Below are 17,117 nucleotides of genomic sequence, written 5' to 3'. Positions count from 1 at the left end.
TAACTAACCCTAATTTAATAGATTTTTTCCAATTAGGAAATTGTAGTTTAGAATAAAGTATATTTATAATTAAAAAAATGTTTGTTGCAAGTAATGCATTTTTAATATTAAACAAAATATCATTCATAATATTTTCCAATTAAATTAAGAATATCATACACATTATTATGATATATAAAAACTATTTATATAAAACTTAACTAAAGAAAATAAAATTAAAAATAAACTAAAAAATAAAATTATTCTTATTAATGACTTTTTTTTAATATTTTTTTCACTATATCCCTTAGAGACATAATACAATTCAAACAAAGATATAAATATGCTTAAACAACAAACTGCAAAAAATAATTCAGAAAAGATATTTAAAATATACATAACACATAAAATTTCTAATAACATATAATTATAATAAATTTATTAATAAAATATATTCTTCCAATATTTATAGACATATTTACTAATATATTTCTATAATATTAACATAAATTAAATATATATTAAAAAACTAATATATAATATATTTAAACGAAATATAAATAAAACAAAACGCCAAAAAGAACAAAAAAAACAAACCAAATATCTTAAGCGATCCCTTTATACTATTTTTCCAACTATCACCACTGTATCTATAAATTAATGTAAATAAAAATATAAAAATAAATGTTGAATACAACAAATCAAAAAAATTATTCATGAATAGTGAAATAGTATTATCACCAATATACATAATAAACATCCAAAATTAAAAATTTTACATAAAATATTATAATGATATATATCTATAAAATACACATTATAAACGAAATTAGACATATATTTAATGTATATGTCTAAAAAATTGATTTTAAAATATATTATTAAGAATTATTTACAAATCAAAAAAGGTGAATGCGACCACCACACTCCTGAAACTTTCTCACAAGCCCTATAATAATCCCTGCATTGGCGCCAAATTTATAACCTGTGTATCCACCCACTGCAGCGCCTGTAATCGTACCCCATATACCACCTCGCGAGCCCCTTAATCCTCCATACAGAGCTCCCGCAGCTCCTCCAAAGGCTCCTACCTCTGTCTTCTTTGTCATCGCAGCATGGAAATAATCCTTAACACCACATGCCGTAGATGAACTTGATGAATGTGAACTGCTGTGTGAATCATGTGATGAGCTTGAACTACCCATTTTAATCCTCTTTAGTATTTTAAAAAGTAATTATTAAAATACGTATCAGAGCGATAAAATTAAAATGGTTAGCATGCGGTTTAGACAACTATCAAATATAATTTTAAAAATAACAATAAAAATACTACGTAAACAATAAATACATTTTATTTACGCTATATTCATACAAAATTTATATTTTAATTGATAAATAATAAAATAATTATAATAATTTAATTCTATACTATTTTAAAATTCCCATATATTTAACTAATAAACTTCCAGAATAATATATTATAAAAAATATAATTGTTGATAATATTATTCTTTTTATACTCCAGTTCTCACCTTTAAATCTATTGAAAAAAAACATGAAAAATCCAAATGCAATTGCTGTCACTAAGGAGCTAATAAAAGTATACATAACAAAGAATCCAAAATAAAATATCTATTATCATAAACAAAAATATCCCTGAAATCAGTTTAGCCATAGCTTTAAAGTATGTTTACAATATTAACTGATCTCAGAAATATCTTTATAGCTATTTTCTAAATAAATTAAAAACAGTGTCCCTCCACTTTACGGATGGCATTGATTGTATTTATCGATAAAACCGGTAGCAGCTCCTGTTAGTCCGCCGCCTACTGCTCCACCGAGCGCACCAACAGGACCTGCCGCTGAACCACCTACTGCTCCTATCCCTCCCTTTATGGCAGCTGATTCAACGTAATCGCCTACTTGACAGCTCGGATTTGGATGACATTGATTATACTTATCTACAAAACCGTTAGCTGCTCCTGTTAGTCCGCCGCCTACTGCTCCAGTGAACGCACCAACAGGACCTGCCACTGAACCACCTAATGCTCCTCCTACTGCTCCTATCCCTCCCTTTATGGCCGATGCTTCAACGTAATCGCCTACTTCACAGCTCGGATTCGGATGAAATTGATTGTACTTATCTACCAAGGCATCACCAGCTCCTCCTATTCCGCCGCTTACTGCTCCACCGAGAAATCCAGCACCTGCACCTCCTGGTCTAGCAATAGAACCCCCCGCTGCACCAGCACCACCTCCTAATACTAATCCTACAATGCCGCCTTTACCCGCTTCTTGAGCATAAGCGTCTGTATTATGATCATCTTCTGGAAAAAGCCAACTTTGGGGGCGTGAACTACTACTTGAATCACCAGCTCCTCCTATTCCGCCTCCTACTGCTCCACTGACAAAGCCAGAACCGACACCTCCCGGCCCAGAAAAAAGACCTCCGACTGCACCTGCAATACCTCCTATTAATTCTCCTACGATGCCGCCTGCACCTGCTGCTTGCGAATGAGCGCCTGCACTACAATCATCTTCTTTTGGGAAAAGCCAACTTTGGGGACGTGAACTACTACTTGAATCATGTGAAGAGCTTGAACTACCCATTTTAATCCTCCTTAGTATTTTAAAAAGTAATTATTAAAAAACGTATCAGATCGATACAGTTAAAATAGTTATCACGCGGTTTAGACAACTGTCAAATATATTTTTTAAAAATAACAATAAAATACTGTATAAATAACAAATAAATTTTGTTTATACTATATTAATACAAAATATATATCTTAATTAAGAAATAATACTATTTATAATATTGATAATAATATTAAAATCTCTGTATAACTGTAATCGGTAAATATTTTTTAAAGTTCAATATTAAATAAATTATTATAAAACTCATATCAAAACATTATCATATAAAGATAATAAATAATCATTGTTCATATAAATAACGTATACAAATAAAAACTGTTATAGAAAGTAATATAACAAATATAATGAAAAAAAATGTTCTTAAAAAAATTTTTTTCACAATTTCTTTGTTACTATAACCTTTAAATTTATACTGTAAAAACATTGCATAGAAAAATATAAAGAAAGCACACGTAGAAGATAATAATTCTGCAACAATATGAATAACATTACTCATAAAAAATCCAAATTAAAAATATATAAAAAAATAAACATTAATATATATTATTTCATATAAAAATTAATAAATTAAAATAATATAAAAAACGAATTTATTCTTAATTAATGATTTAATTTTAATATTTTTTTCACATAACTTAGATACATAATACAGTTTAAATAAATATACTTAAAAAAAATGAAAAAATAATTCATAAAATATAGATAACAAATAAATTTTTCAAATTAATCTATAATTATAAATTAATAATAAATAATCATTTTTCATATAAATAACGTATATAAATGAAAAATGTCATAGAAAATAATATAACGAACAAAAATATTCTTAATAAAATTTTTTTCCAAATTTCTTTTTTACTATAACCTTTAGATTTATAATATGAAAACAATGTACAGAAAAATATAAATAAAGCACCTATAGAAAATAATAATTCTACAATAATACGAATAAGATCGTTCATAAAAAAAATCCAAATTAAATATATAATTTTGTAAAATTATGCACCTAAACCTTCCTGTCAAGCTTGTAGACACATAATTATGCCTACAAGCTTGTTCATTTTAGAAATATCTGCTGATTTTTATATTAGCGATAACATCCATAGGCTGTATTTCCTATACCTGTAGCAAATCCTACTGCAGAGCCAACTCCTCCTCCTAATGATAGACCTTCCGCAGCGCCTATTGGTCCTCCAACTGACCACCCCATAACTCCACCAATTACCACTCCCATATCATGTCCCCTATGTCCCATTGAAAATCCTGCAGAGAGATAATCTCCAACAGTACACCCAGGTCGTGATCCACTGCTTGAAAAATTCATTGATGTAAAATTAGACCAACTATTAGATATGCTAGACCCAAATGAACCAAACATATAATTCCTCCTTTAAAAAAACGTATCATATCGATACAATTTAAATTGGTTAGCATGCGGTTTAGACAATTGTCAAATATATTTTTTTAAATAACAATAAAATTACTGCGCAAACAATAAATACATTTTATTTATACTATATTCATACAAAATGTATATTTTTTATTAAAAAATAATACTATTTACAATACTGTTAAAATATGAGACACAAAGCCCTCTTTCTCTTAAACAAAATCATAAAATCAAATGAATCATTCACAAGAAAAACTAGTATCCTTCTCTTGGTTCACAAGTACAACAAAGAAATATATTTATTATGTTATTGAACTCAGTTGTGTTGCCATTGTTTTGCGTTTACTGGGCTTGGTAAACCCTTTTATTTTTCAAGCAATTATTGATCGTATTCTCCCCTTTCAGCGCATTGAAAGTCTCTATGCTATCGTTGTCTTGATGGTTGCTATCATGCTGTTTAGCACAGCTCTTAGCACTCTATCAGGTTACCTAGGCGCTTATTTAGCCAATCGGCTTACATTAGAATTTGGACGGCGCATTTACAGCCATCTGTTAAGTCTCTCTTTGCCTGTGTTACGTCATTGGCAAGTGGGAGAATTGTTCACACGTATTGGAGAGGTTGATACAATTCGCGGTTTTTTAACAGGAACGATTGCCACAACCGTACTGAATGTTCTCTTCGCCATTATTTACCTTGCTGCACTCTTTTCTATTAGTCCGAAACTTACCTTTATTGTTCTTATCATTTTACCTTTACAAATGGGCTCTTTGGCATTAGTTGGTCCCTTTTTGCGCCGCCAATTACGCCGTGCTTTCACCCTGCAAGCTGCCCATAAATCACGCCTTATTGAAAGTTTTACCAATCTTGAAGCCATCAAAGCGCATGTAAAAGAAGCTGCTCATACGATACGGATGCAAGAAACTTTAGCCCGCAGTCTGGATCAAAGCCTCACAACCAGTAAATTTCATCTCTTAAATGGGGCTTTAAGCCATATTTTTGGTGACCTTTTTATTATTTTTATTATCTTTTTTGGCGCTCAAGCAGTGTTGCAAAACCAGATTACGCTAGGGCAACTTATTGCCTTTCATCTTCTTGCTGGCAATGTTTCTGGTCCCATTTTAAGTCTTGCCTCTTTATGGGAAGAATGGCAGCATTTGAAAATTTCTCGTCTTCGTTTGGGTGATATTCTTAACGCACCTTCAGAATGGGAAAAGGAAAAGCCACCCCTTCAACTCACCACCAAGCCCCATCTTGAAGCTAAAGATATCTGTTTTTCTTATGGAGAAACGCCTATTATCAACCATATTGATATCTATTTACAACCTGGTAAGCCTATTATGTTGCTTGGTCCTTCAGGCTGTGGAAAATCAACCTTTGCTAAACTCCTTTGTGGTCTTTACCCTCCAACAAATGGACAGATATTGCTTAACAACCAATCTTTACAAAATTTTGATATCCGTAGTGTGCGCAAAACAATTGCGTATTTTCCCCAAAGTCCTTGCCTTTTTTCCGGAACCATTCTTGAGAATATGCTTCTTGCCAAACCAAATGCTACAGAGGATGAAATTAACGCTGCCCTTTATGCGAGTGCTTGTCATGATTTGATTGCTCAATTGCCTCAAGGGCTTCATACCCAAGTCGGTGAACAAGGGGGCTTTTTATCAGGTGGTCAACGCCAACGTTTAGCATTGGCTTGTTTTTTTCTCATCGAACCACAACTTCTTATCTTGGATGAACCTACTTCCGCATTGGATGATACGATCAGTACTCAAATTGTCGAAAATTTATATAAACTTTCGCAAGATCGTATTGTTCTCGTTATTACTCACAAACGCGATCTTTTTCCCAAGCATGCAACCGTATTAAATTTCTTTGATCTGGAGGCAAAAAATGGCAGATAAGGCTCCTCATTTGCGCCCTTTGTCACCAACGCTTCATATGGTGGTTGCTGTTTTTGTCGCCTTATTCCTCTTTATTGTCATTGGTAGTTTTATCTCAAAAACAGAGATTGTTGCACGGTGACAAGAGGCAGTTATTCCTACCTCCTATGTTCAACTCGTCCAAGCGCAAAATACAGGACGTATTGAAAAAATTCTTGTAAAAGAAGGACAGTTCGTTCATCAAGGTGATCTCCTTATTCAATTAGATCCCCGTGAAGCCTTAAATGAGCGTGCACGTGTCCAAGCCGATATCACACAGCAAAGCCTTCAAGCGCAAATTGCCGCCGCTATTTTAGCTGCCTTGAGTGAACGAGATCCTTTGGATAAAGATTTTGTAACCAAAGGGCTAGCTTATCTGAAAATCTCTTCCTCCTGCAACAAAACAGCGGAAATAGATGGGGAAAAACTCATCCATGCACCTCTTCAATCATTACAAGATAAAGTAAAAACACTGAAAGCTCAAGCTGACCGCGTTGCACGCAGTGGTGCTGTTCTATATGCGCAATTGGACAAATTACAAGATGATCAACAATTAAGCCAAGAAAAACTCAAAGCTGCCAAAAGCCTGATGGAAACAAAAGTCATCAGCAACTCTCTTTATTTAGAACGTCTCCATGACTTTAAAAATGTAGAACATGAAATTTTAGTCAATAAAAGACGCTTGGAAGAAAATAATGCTGAAATAGAAGCGCTCCACCAACAAAGACAAAGTCTTATTTCCGATGAAATCGCCAGCTATCGGCAACTTTCTCGTGAAACAGAACTCTCTTTGCAAGGCTTAAAAGCTAAACTTGACAGCAGCCAATATCGTCTTGACCACTTATCGCTTTATGCACCTATTGATGGACGCATTGACGATTTAAGTATCCACACTTTGGGTGGCTTTGTAGAAGCCGGTAAAACACTCATGCGTATTGTCCTAGGCACAGGCGAACTCATTGTTGAAGCATTTTTTGATAATCGAGATATTGGTTTTTTAGAAAAAGGCCAACGTGCTTACGTAAAATTTTCTGCCTTTCCACCTGAACGTTACGGTGTTGTCTACGGTACAGTTATGAATGTAGGTGCAACCGCGCGCCATGAGCAAGAAATTAATGGTGCTTATGCTGTTTTAATCAAAATCGACCAAGATCACATCACTTTTAATCATCAAAAGCTTAAATTTATCACTGGTATGACCGTGACAGCTGATGTCATTACTTCAAAAAGGCGCCTCATTTCTTATTTCTTTGAACCTATCACAAAAATTTTAGAACAATCTTTAAAGGAAAGATAATGTCTGTGAATGAAAATCCAGAAACATCTCTCATAGATCCCATTACAGCTTTGGGAGCTATGGTCGTTTTAATGCTTCAATCCCTCTACATCTCCGCTGGAGAATCTGGGATATTGAACGAAACTTAGGACCAGCTTTACAGACTGGACAATACAAGCTCTATAAAAATGAGCGTGGAGAATTTTGCGCCTTTACCACTTGGGCTTTTTTAGATGAAAAAAATCATCAATCTATGTTTGAAAAGGGAGAATTTTTGTCCAATGCTAATTGGAAGGGAGGAAAATACATGTGGTTCATTGATTATGTAGCACCCTATGGTCATGCTTCTCGTATTGTACGCGATATGCAGCGAAACATATTTCCTGATCAGCATTATTGTTATGCTGTACGACGTAATGAAGACGGCGGAATACGAAAAATCACCCGTTGGTATTGCTATAGAACACAAAAACCATCTGAGTAGCTTTTAGATACTAAGCGGGCATAAATCATTCATCCTCCTTTTATAAAGAAAAATCTCTAAAAATGATTATTTTTTACTATAGCTATAGTATAAAGAAAGCCTTAAGATATTTAAAGCTAATCCGCTACAAATGGGTATTTTTTAGCTCACCAGATTTGATATGAATGGCAACAGACCGTTAAAATTAACCCACTCTCAAGTCAAGCTGTCATTGCTCCACCTTCATTGACTTCACTAGAGCTGGCTGGGGTACCTGGATTCGAACCAGGGAATGCCGGTACCAAAAACCGGTGCCTTACCGCTTGGCTATACCCCAAAAAGATACGCTTTATAATTACTCTTGCACCTTATAGCGATTCCTGTGATTGGACGCAATATCTGAAAATCAAAGACCTTACTTTTTTATCACAAAAATCTCTAACCCTTGTACGATACTGCATCGATACAAATCCGTTAAAAAAACTTATAGACAGTTATTCTTCTCACACAAGTCACACCATTTATCCATCAATTATCTTTCTCTTTTATTGATTTTCTAAGAGCATAAAATGAAAATCCCGTAATTTACTCATGTATTTAATAAATGAGTATATGCTCTACTTTTTTTGATATATTTGCATCTTATCTTGTTTAATTAAAAAAGATGAGAAAACTTTGTGTGTTGATGATTTTTCTATCTTCTTAACTGTATTTTTTTTGGGATTCCTCAATATAAAATAATTTCCCCTTCCTTAAAGATAGGTTGCTTTGATAATGCACAACAAGCATGATAAGTTCCTTTACAGAAAATTCTATTTTTAATCAATATGTGTAAACATTCAATTGTAATAAATCTTACAAAATGTTTTTTAAAATCTGTGCCAAAATCAGCAATATCTGAAAAAGATAAATATTGATTTATGATAATGATTAATCAGTTTGCATGTCTGAGTAACAACCTCAAATATCGTAATTTTTTTTCATTTCAAATCTTTTTATATTGAACCAATCAAAGCCATTCCCTCGCCTATTACAAGCGGTGATGTGGGTAAAAAACTATAAAAGACTAAGGAGTACAATGCCTCTTATGACCCATATCAAAACAAAAGCTGTTTTAACATTGGGAACCAGTAAAATATATGATATTACCGCTGTACTCTTCTATAAACGTAAAGATGGTGATATCCAGTAGCTTTTACGTTTTAATACTCATGAATAGCGCTATGAAATGAGATCAAGCGCATTGATAAATGTTCCCTTTAAAATAACACTTACATATTCCGTTGCAAGCACTATAATACTCCCATATCAATATGGTTGGAGAAGTTTTGCAAAAATTAAAAACAGTTTGTATAATATTTGAAAGAAATATTTTCAGGTACAAGAACAAGGGGTAAGAGCTATCTCCGTTTTTTTTATTCAAAAGGTCGTGATATTTTTTTTACCTGTTCATAGATGTTCAAAATTTCTCAGAAGCAATATATTATAAATCAATAATGTTTTGATTGGTTAAGAGTGTACGCTTAAAAATATCTTTATGAAGAGATGGTCATAAAAATTAATTAACATAAATTAAGTATACAATATTTGCTTTTAGGTGCTGCAAATGGCAAATTAGGCTTTTAAAGTAAACTTAACAATTAGAATCGAGGAGATTTTAAATGGCTTTTGAATTGGCTGCATTGCCTTATGATTACGATGCTCTTTCGCCCTATATGTCACGCGAAACGCTTGAATATCATCATGATAAGCATCACCTCGCTTATCTTACCAATACCAACAACCTTATAAAAGATACTGGCTTGGAAAATGAAAGCCTTGAAGAGATTATTAAAAAAAGTTTTGGAAAAAATATTGGTTTGTTTAATAATGCAGCGCAATATTACAATCATAACCATTTTTGGCATTGGATGAAAAAAGATGGTGGTGGTCAAAAGCTGCCCGAAAAATTAGCAAAAGCTATCGAATCTGATCTAGGGGGCTATGACAAATTCCGTGCTGATTTTATTGCTACTGCTGGTGCCCAATTTGGTTCGGGATGGGCATGGGTTGCTGTTAAAGATGGTAAGCTTGAAATTATGAAAACGCCTAATGGTGAAAATCCCTTGGTTCAAAATGCTCAACCTATTTTAGGTGTAGATGTGTGGGAACATTCCTATTACATTGACTACCGCAATGCTCGTCCAAAGTATCTCGAAGCTTTCGTGGATCATTTGATCAATTGGGACTATGTTTTAAAACTTTATGAAGATTGCGGATTGTAAGCTGTCTAGATAATTCTTTAGTGAATATAAGTCCCTATAATCCAGTAAATTATAGGGACTTACAAATAGAGAGATTATAAATTAGAAAAAATCTTTTCCTGCTATCTTTAGTATATATGCGTAGATATAAGCGACTTCTTCTAACTTTGAAAAACGTCCAGCCGCACCAGCGTGTCCTGCATCCATATTAATACGCAATAAAATTGCATTATCATCTGTTTTTAACGCACGCAATTTTGCTACCCATTTTGCAGGTTCCCAGTAAGTTACACGGGGATCTGTTAATCCTGCTATCACAAGCATAGGAGGATATTTTTGCGCTTTGACGTTATCATAGGGAGAATAAGAAGCGATAAGATTATAATCTTCTTGTGATTCAAGAGGATTTCCCCATTCAGGCCATTCAGGGGGCGTTAAGGGTAAAGAAGCATCGAGCATCGTTGTTAAAACATCAACAAAAGGGACATTGGCTATAATTCCAGCAAAATCCTGTGGCGCTATATTGGCAATAGCTCCCATCAACATTCCTCCTGCAGAACCACCATGCGCAATAAGCCGATCATGAGCTGTAAATTTATTATTTACAAGATAACGCCCACAAGCAATAAAATCAGTAAATGTGTTATGTTTAAAAAGATGTTTTCCTTTCTCATACCATTCAACCCCTTTTTCTTTTCCTCCACGAATATGGGCAATAGCATAAATAAAACCTCTGTTTACCAGAGAGAGTACATTACTATTGAAACTGGCAGGAATAGAAATTCCATAAGCACCATAACCGTAAAGCAGACAAGGTGCACAACCATTGAGAGGTGTCGTTTTATGATAAATAAGTGAAATAGGAATTTTTTCACCATCCTCTGCAATGGCCATGATACGTCGCGTTATATATTCATCTTTATTATGACCAGAGGGAATTATTTGCGTCTTTAACAATATTCGTTTGCGACTTTTCATCTCATAATCAAATACTTGATCAGGCGTTGTCATAGATGAATAAGAAAAGCGAATGGACTGACTATTATATTCCGCTGCACCCTGTAAACCTAAAGAATAAGCCTCTTCATCAAAAGCAATGGAATGGATTTGTTTCGTCGCACGCTCCATAACTTTTATACGAGGAAGTCCTTCAAAGCGTTCGAGCCAAATAAGAAAATCTTGATACGCATCATGGGATAGGATCAAACAACCAAGCTGATGAGACACCAGTTCTGACCAATTTTCTGATTGCGGCGCTTCATACGGTGCAACCATAATTTTAAAGTCCTTTGCGTTATCTAAATTGGTCAGAATATAAAAGACATCACCACCTTCTGTAAGTGAATATTCAACACCTTTTTGCCGTTTGCGTACACATTGAGGGACGCTCATAGGTGCTTCAGCAGGAATTAACCAGATCTCTGACGTTTCATGATCATGAATATTAATATAAATAACATCATGAAGCTTAGAACCGCTTACATTTAAGAAAAAACCTGGATTATCTTCACGAAAAATAAGCTTATCCTGTGATTGATCCGTATTTAAGCGATGATAATAGAGCTCTGAAGGTCGGTGATTTTTATCCACTCTTGTATAGAAAAAACCTTCAGATTGAGCATCCCACACAATTTGTCCGGATGTGTCAGTTATGGTGTCCGTAAAATCAGATAATGTTTCTAAATGACGAATTTTAGCTGTATAGAATTCTGATCCTTTATCATCATAGGTCCATACAACATATCTATGATCAGGAGATTCTTGAACTGAACCAAAATTGAAATATTCTTTACCTTCAGCTAAAAGATCACCATTCAGGTAAACATGTCGTTCTCCACCATTCCTTGGTGTCCGGAAATAATGTGGTTGTTGCCCTCCGGTAACATAAGAAAATCCGTAAGCAAAAGGTCCATTTTTTATAGGAACTGAACTATCATTCTCTTGGATCCTACTTTTCATTTCAGTAAAAAGCAAATCCCTTAAAGGCTTTGTATCAGCCATTTGAGCCACTTGATAAGCATTTTCTTTTTCGAGATGATGTCGAATATTGGGATCAAGACAGTTAGGATTTTTAAAAACATCTTGCCAGTTAGATGCACGTAGCCAATGATAAGGATCATCACGAAAAATACCATGATATACTTCTTTATGAGTGATTCTAGATGCTTTGGGAGGAGTTGTAAAAGTGTGGGTCATACACAATCCTATATTAAAAATATGTTAATAGCTTTTTTTATATGTTAGAATCACAATTATTAATGCAAGTGTAAAAATATAAGTTCTACGCACTTGCAAAAATAGCGTCGTGATAATCGTTACCATTAATATCTTTCTATTCATTAGCTGTCATAGCTATTGTTTTCTAGGGATAGAATACCACTTTTATAATGGAGGTGATGAGTAAAACAATATGAGTTATGAGGGGAAGAGTTTGTTTTTTTGAAACAGTATAAATAATATAATTTTATAGCAAGGAGTAAATATATATAAAGTATCAACATTATATAATAAAAAATAAAAAAGTATTTTATGTCATTTTGATGAAGAGTTGTATATTATAAATAGTGAAATACTGTCATGTTTATAATATATTATGTTTTTTTGTTATTAAATTTAATAATTATAAACCATAAAATAAATTTTACATTTATATAAAACATGCTTAATAAATTATAAGTATTTAAAACAAAAATAATGTTATACATGTTTTATTTTTATAATTCGTAATTTTATTTTTACTTTTTCAAAAAATAAATAAAATTTTATATTATATTTTTTTATATTTGTGATATATTACATGTTAGTTATGTTATGTTATAGAATATAAAATATATTTTAGCATGTAGAATTTTGTTTTTCTTATTGTATATTATGACAAAAAAGAGGTATTTATTTGATTTTTTTGTGTTTTGGCAATTTTATAGAATAATTGAATTGACAAAAAAGATTTTTGTACAATATGAAACTCATGTGCATGAGATTTTATGAGTATATGCACTACGTCTCGATTTTAAATTACTCGATTTTGAATTAAAGGAAACAAGAATGGAACATCGTGCAGTCTTAGAGACTGAAAGCAATTTAGTTATTACATTGGTTGCTGATATTGTTGCTGCCTACGTGAGTAATAATTCTATTCGACCGACTGAAGTGCCAAGTTTAATTGCTGATGTCCATGCTGCTTTTCGTAAGGCGGGGAATCTAGAGTTAACAGAGGTCGAAGCTGAAAAACAAAGGCCTGCTGTTAATCCAAAGCGTTCAGTATTTCCTGACTATCTTATTTGTCTTGAAGATGGAAAGAAATTTAAATCTCTCAAACGTCATCTCATGACACATTATGGAATGTTGCCAGAGGAATATCGTGAAAAATGGCAATTAGATAGCTCTTATCCTATGGTAGCGCCTAATTATGCAAAAACACGATCAGCTTTAGCTAAAGAAATGGGACTTGGACGCAAAAGCAAACGGAAAAAGGTTAAATAATCATATTTTGCGAAAAAATAGTTTCTGTATGAATTGATATATAGAACTGCTTGTTAGAGTGCTATTTTCTGTAAAGTTTTTTGTGTGTCGTAATGTTTAGAAAGGGAATTATATATAGCTTTCGTTACGAATTCGTTTGATCATTGATTTCAAACCATTGGATCGTTGTGGTGTAAGATTCTCATTTAAACCAAGTTTTTCAAAGAGATCTTGCGCATCAGAGTTGCGAATTTCAGAGGCTTTTTTGCCTGAATAAAAAGCAAGAAGAATATAAATGAGTCCACGCACAATATGGGCATCGGAATCCCCTTGAAACGTTAATATTGGATCTTCTGAATTATTACGTGACGATAAAAGCCACACTTGGCTGACACAGCCGGGAACTTTGTGACTATCGTTTCGAGCACTTTCCGGAAAAGGTGGCAATTCATGACCAAGTTCAATGACATAACGATAACGATCTTCCCAATTATCCAAAAGCGAAAAGTTCTCTATAATATTATCGATTTTTTCCGCCATTATCTTAATCCTGTTTCCTTTTAATAATCATGTTGAATATATTTATTGATTTATTTTCCTAACATAATAAATATGAAGAATATTAAAAATTCTTATTTCAAGATAAAATTGTATGTTTCAAGATAAAATTGTATGATTTTGTAAGAATTCTTGTATTGCCTTTTTGTGAGAAGCATTAGGGGAAATCTTTATATTATTTTTTGTTTTCTAATATATGCCCTAAATATTCATAAGCAGCTCTTGCTCCGTAATATGCACGTTCGCCAAGTAAACTTAAAAAGGACTTTCCTACTTTGCAGGTTTCTCTATTACGGTCACAAAATGTTCCTAAGTCATTTAAAGCTTCCTTAAACGCAATAATCACATCACTGGTTATTGCCTCATTATTTTTTTGGTTGAAAGAATGGTTACTGCTTGGATTGGCTACAAAAAATGAAATAATGACAAAAACAAAAAACAAAAAAAATGATAACTTGATTAAAAAACGTATCATGGGCAATTAATGTACCGAAGTGGGAAATACAATAAAAGGAGCATTTTATACACTGCTTCTTTATAAAAAATGTATAAAACGAGTTTTTTATAAAATCGAATATTCATTTATTGGACCTATATCATCGGCTTTTTTATAAATATGCTACAATGCCGCTATATAAAATCGGATACATTGTCGATTTGGTAAAGAATTAACACCAAGATTATACAAAAAATAAGAGACATAGTCATTCATAAGGGATAGAGGTATACGCCCCACATTTGCAGCCTTTTATTCCACAAGAAAGTGTAGCGATAAGCTAAAGATTAAAAACATTGTCAATTTCTTTTCCATATTGTGTACATACTTATTTTAAATAATAATCCATCATTTTAAGCTTAGTTTAAAATGCTAAAGAAGAGTCAAACTCTGTTATTCTGACTCTCGTGTCGATATAATACTTTATATTGTCTATAAATTTTTATTGGCACCTTATGAAAACGATCAATATGTTAATAAAAATATTAAAAAAATAGATGCATCTCCTATGCTTCTATCTCAAGTCGAGATTTTTTCTATAACATTATAAACATCAATTTAGTTGATATTTAATAAAAATTATTGGATATGAATAGAAGAAATTTATGCCAAAATATGATACCATTAAGAGATAACCGTTCTTCCCAAACCGTTTACGGATAAGTAACTCTCTTTATGTAAACTATAAGGAGCGATGATGACTATCATCATTCTATCGTTATAGGAATCCATTCTCAACTCGACTTTTAATAACAGGCAAACATATGCGCCAAAAATGGAGAATAACGTAGCATTATTGTTTAGATGATTAGATGTGATAATGCACATTTGAAAATACTAACATGATCTTGAGTTTTAATCATTCGGTGTTTTCTTTGACATATTAAAGATTTGTAAACTATGAGATTAATAGAATTTGATAAGAGATCTTGTTGATTTATCAATTTGTAAATGGATATAATGAAACAGCTTGTTTTAGGAATTTGAAAGGAAAAAGCAATAATATAAATGTGCTTCTTTCTAGCTTGAAATAAGAAATAATTTACATTCGTTCTTTGTGAAAAATAAACGCAACTGAAAATCAAAAATAATGGCAACAAAGCGAAAGACGTCCCGAAAAAAAACTGTAAAACAGCGTAAATACCGTAATAGTATTGTTATCACTCTTCTTTTGATAATTTTTTATTTTATTTTTTGGAGTGCAAAAAATCTTTATTTTTATACACGAAAAAATACTTTATTTTTTGTTGGCTCTCTTCTTTTTATCATCAGTTTTTTATTTATTTCATTTAATGCTTTATTTTCACAAAAGACAACACATCAAAATATTTTAACTCAAATGAAGTTTTCTTCTACTCAAAGTATAGGAAAAAGCTCTAATTTATCCAAAAGAGAAACAAAATCACAAGAACTCTCTCGTGTAACTTCACTACATTCTCCAAGTCATCACCACACAAATTCACCTTTTTCCCCTCAATCAGAAAGTATGATAGAAAAGCAAAAAAAACTAGCAGAATTAGGACTTTATGATGGACCTTTAGATGGATTGGATGGGCCTAAAATGCGTCGTGCTATCGCTTTATGGAAACAACAAGCTACTCAAAAAAAACAAAACGATATTTTATCCAATCCCACAACAGATGAAATTGCGATATTAATTAAACAGAGCGAAATAGAAATAGAAAATAATACAACAACAAAAAATATAACAAATTCAAAAGAATCTGTTTTAAATCTTTCTGTTGAAGATATTTTACAGGTGCAAAAAGCTTTACATAATTTTGGTCATGAGGAAGTTCTTATTACAGGAATAGAAGATCAAAAGACGATAGAAGCCTTAAAACAGTTTCAAAAAATGTTTGATCTTCCTGTCACGGGAAAAATTAACCACACAATTTTAATGAAAATGCGTGAAATTGGTTTATTAAATTGAAGCTTAATCATAGCTACATTATAAAACAATCTCTTGACTTATCATGATAATTGATCGTCTTCTTGTTTAATGCCTACCCAAGTACAACAATATTCCTTCATCTTAAGCCTTTTTGTATTGAATCAATCAGAATGATTTTCTTACACATTACATATTGAACCATACAATTTGCTAGTAAGGAGATCACAACCAGTTACAGAAAAAAGAAATCATTGTAAGAAAGTAAACGCACTTGTTTTAAAACTTTTATTGCTTCTGATGATAAAGGGACACAAAATTCTGCTGTTGCATCACACTTTTTTCATATTCTCTAGCCAGAAATTATCCATATATTACTGTCAATTTGATTTTGTGAATATGACGCAAAGAATATGTACGAACACCTTTAAGAATAAGTAGATGAAAAGTTAGTTGTGTTATGTTTTTTGTTTCGCAAAGGGTTTCATAAAAAGCCGCCACATTTCTCCAATTCATTACTGGAAAATTTTGTGTTTTATGACGTTTTTTCTAAAAAAGCCAATGCTTTTGTTGTGCTTATAAATCAACCTTCAATCCTCATTCAACTGCATGTTTGAGATAAAGACTAAGTCGTACTTTCTCTGCTGTTGTCGCTTTTGTATGCCAAATGGGTGTAAACATATTGTCTATCTCTGTTTATATAATCTCTTAAAACAGGATGAGAGCTTAATTTGGACAAAATATAAAGCTTTAAGGAGAGAAAGCACTTCCCATCTTGACC

General features: G+C 32.5%; 14 protein-coding genes and 1 tRNA gene. 8 read left to right on the top strand and 7 right to left on the bottom strand.

Features of this window, described 5'->3' with window-relative positions; translation table 11 throughout:
* Nucleotides 1-878: 878 nt before the first annotated feature.
* The 3 genes from B5V81_RS01245 to B5V81_RS01235 all read right to left on the bottom strand — a co-directional run bounded on the left by B5V81_RS01245 (nucleotide 879) and on the right by B5V81_RS01235 (nucleotide 4,015).
* Nucleotides 879-1,184 carry a hypothetical protein gene (locus tag B5V81_RS01245; RefSeq protein WP_212111393.1) on the bottom strand — a complete coding sequence of 102 codons (306 nt, stop codon included), beginning with the start codon at nucleotides 1,182-1,184 and terminating at the stop codon, nucleotides 879-881.
* Nucleotides 1,185-1,743: 559 nt separating this feature from the next.
* Nucleotides 1,744-2,589 carry a hypothetical protein gene (locus tag B5V81_RS08705; RefSeq protein ID WP_244979318.1) on the bottom strand — a complete coding sequence of 282 codons (846 nt, stop codon included), beginning with the start codon at nucleotides 2,587-2,589 and terminating at the stop codon, nucleotides 1,744-1,746.
* Nucleotides 2,590-3,724: 1,135 nt separating this feature from the next.
* A complete protein-coding gene (locus B5V81_RS01235) occupies nucleotides 3,725-4,015 on the bottom strand; it encodes a hypothetical protein (RefSeq protein WP_212111391.1) in 291 nt (96 codons plus the stop codon).
* A 246-nt stretch (nucleotides 4,016-4,261) separates the two neighbouring features.
* On the opposite strand from B5V81_RS01235, the gene B5V81_RS01230 reads away from it, so the two are divergent.
* Genes B5V81_RS01230 through B5V81_RS01220 form a run of 5 tightly spaced genes read left to right on the top strand, consistent with a single transcriptional unit; the run spans nucleotide 4,262 to nucleotide 7,707 of the window.
* Nucleotides 4,262-5,929, top strand: coding sequence for a peptidase domain-containing ABC transporter (locus B5V81_RS01230; protein ID WP_212111389.1), 1,668 nt, complete (start codon nucleotides 4,262-4,264; stop codon nucleotides 5,927-5,929).
* The gene (locus tag B5V81_RS09025; protein WP_280527995.1) at nucleotides 5,919-6,050 is read left to right on the top strand and encodes a hypothetical protein; all 132 of its coding nucleotides are present in this window, start codon (nucleotides 5,919-5,921) and stop codon (nucleotides 6,048-6,050) included. Before B5V81_RS01230 ends, B5V81_RS09025 begins: the two co-directional genes overlap by 11 nt.
* 12 nt (nucleotides 6,051-6,062) lie before the next feature.
* Nucleotides 6,063-7,244 (top strand): HlyD family type I secretion periplasmic adaptor subunit, encoded by a 1,182-nt coding sequence (locus B5V81_RS01225; RefSeq protein ID WP_342356077.1) that lies wholly within the window; start codon nucleotides 6,063-6,065, stop codon nucleotides 7,242-7,244.
* Nucleotides 7,244-7,372: a hypothetical protein gene (locus B5V81_RS09020; RefSeq protein WP_280527994.1), complete on the top strand. Its 129-nt coding sequence runs from the start codon at nucleotides 7,244-7,246 to the stop codon at nucleotides 7,370-7,372. The genes B5V81_RS01225 and B5V81_RS09020 overlap by 1 nt, the downstream gene beginning before the upstream one ends.
* Nucleotides 7,324-7,707: a toxin-activating lysine-acyltransferase gene (locus tag B5V81_RS01220; protein ID WP_342356076.1), complete on the top strand. Its 384-nt coding sequence runs from the start codon at nucleotides 7,324-7,326 to the stop codon at nucleotides 7,705-7,707. The genes B5V81_RS09020 and B5V81_RS01220 overlap by 49 nt, the downstream gene beginning before the upstream one ends.
* Nucleotides 7,708-7,948: 241 nt before the next feature.
* Here B5V81_RS01220 and B5V81_RS01215 read toward each other — a convergent pair.
* Nucleotides 7,949-8,023: transfer RNA gene (locus B5V81_RS01215), tRNA-Gln, on the bottom strand.
* Between the two features lie 1,324 nt (nucleotides 8,024-9,347).
* Here B5V81_RS01215 and B5V81_RS01210 point away from each other — a divergent pair.
* A complete protein-coding gene (locus B5V81_RS01210) occupies nucleotides 9,348-9,950 on the top strand; it encodes a superoxide dismutase (RefSeq protein WP_212111383.1) in 603 nt (200 codons plus the stop codon).
* A gap of 81 nt (nucleotides 9,951-10,031) precedes the next feature.
* Here B5V81_RS01210 and B5V81_RS01205 read toward each other — a convergent pair whose 3' ends face one another.
* Entirely contained in the window at nucleotides 10,032-12,125 is a 2,094-nt protein-coding gene (locus tag B5V81_RS01205; protein ID WP_212111382.1) for a S9 family peptidase, read from the bottom strand.
* A gap of 849 nt (nucleotides 12,126-12,974) precedes the next feature.
* Here B5V81_RS01205 and B5V81_RS01200 point away from each other — a divergent pair.
* Nucleotides 12,975-13,412: a Ros/MucR family transcriptional regulator gene (locus tag B5V81_RS01200; RefSeq protein WP_039760295.1), complete on the top strand. Its 438-nt coding sequence runs from the start codon at nucleotides 12,975-12,977 to the stop codon at nucleotides 13,410-13,412.
* A 108-nt stretch (nucleotides 13,413-13,520) separates the two neighbouring features.
* Here B5V81_RS01200 and B5V81_RS01195 read toward each other — a convergent pair whose 3' ends face one another.
* Together B5V81_RS01195 and B5V81_RS01190 are read right to left on the bottom strand one after the other, a co-directional pair.
* Nucleotides 13,521-13,931, bottom strand: a complete 411-nt coding sequence (locus B5V81_RS01195) for a SufE family protein (RefSeq protein ID WP_212111381.1) — start codon at nucleotides 13,929-13,931, stop codon at nucleotides 13,521-13,523.
* Nucleotides 13,932-14,124: 193 nt separating this feature from the next.
* The gene (locus B5V81_RS01190) at nucleotides 14,125-14,424 is read right to left on the bottom strand and encodes a DUF5330 domain-containing protein (protein WP_212111380.1); all 300 of its coding nucleotides are present in this window, start codon (nucleotides 14,422-14,424) and stop codon (nucleotides 14,125-14,127) included.
* 1,111 nt (nucleotides 14,425-15,535) lie between these two features.
* On the opposite strand from B5V81_RS01190, the gene B5V81_RS01185 reads away from it, so the two are divergent.
* The gene (locus B5V81_RS01185) at nucleotides 15,536-16,378 is read left to right on the top strand and encodes a peptidoglycan-binding domain-containing protein (protein ID WP_212111379.1); all 843 of its coding nucleotides are present in this window, start codon (nucleotides 15,536-15,538) and stop codon (nucleotides 16,376-16,378) included.
* The last annotated feature ends 739 nt before the right edge of the window (nucleotides 16,379-17,117 follow it).

Source organism: Bartonella queenslandensis (assembly GCF_018155095.1).
GTDB classification, from domain to species: domain Bacteria; phylum Pseudomonadota; class Alphaproteobacteria; order Rhizobiales; family Rhizobiaceae; genus Bartonella; species Bartonella queenslandensis_B.
The sequence above is the reverse complement of the archived record's forward strand: the minus strand, read 5'-3'. Positions and strand labels throughout refer to the sequence as shown.

Bases quoted from the DNA above. Each gene is read 5' to 3' on its own strand.
- B5V81_RS09025 (WP_280527995.1), top strand. From the start codon at position 5,919: ATGGCAGATAAGGCTCCTCATTTGCGCCCTTTGTCACCAACGCTTCAT.
- B5V81_RS01200 (WP_039760295.1), top strand. From the start codon at position 12,975: ATGGAACATCGTGCAGTCTTAGAGACTGAAAGCAATTTAGTTATTACA.
- B5V81_RS01185 (WP_212111379.1), top strand. From the start codon at position 15,536: ATGGCAACAAAGCGAAAGACGTCCCGAAAAAAAACTGTAAAACAGCGT.
- B5V81_RS01190 (WP_212111380.1), bottom strand. From the start codon at position 14,424: ATGATACGTTTTTTAATCAAGTTATCATTTTTTTTGTTTTTTGTTTTT.
- B5V81_RS01230 (WP_212111389.1), top strand. From the start codon at position 4,262: ATGAATCATTCACAAGAAAAACTAGTATCCTTCTCTTGGTTCACAAGT.
- B5V81_RS01210 (WP_212111383.1), top strand. From the start codon at position 9,348: ATGGCTTTTGAATTGGCTGCATTGCCTTATGATTACGATGCTCTTTCG.
- B5V81_RS01245 (WP_212111393.1), bottom strand. From the start codon at position 1,184: ATGGGTAGTTCAAGCTCATCACATGATTCACACAGCAGTTCACATTCA.
- B5V81_RS01235 (WP_212111391.1), bottom strand. From the start codon at position 4,015: ATGTTTGGTTCATTTGGGTCTAGCATATCTAATAGTTGGTCTAATTTT.
- B5V81_RS01195 (WP_212111381.1), bottom strand. From the start codon at position 13,931: ATGGCGGAAAAAATCGATAATATTATAGAGAACTTTTCGCTTTTGGAT.
- B5V81_RS01205 (WP_212111382.1), bottom strand. From the start codon at position 12,125: ATGACCCACACTTTTACAACTCCTCCCAAAGCATCTAGAATCACTCAT.
- B5V81_RS09020 (WP_280527994.1), top strand. From the start codon at position 7,244: ATGTCTGTGAATGAAAATCCAGAAACATCTCTCATAGATCCCATTACA.
- B5V81_RS08705 (WP_244979318.1), bottom strand. From the start codon at position 2,589: ATGGGTAGTTCAAGCTCTTCACATGATTCAAGTAGTAGTTCACGTCCC.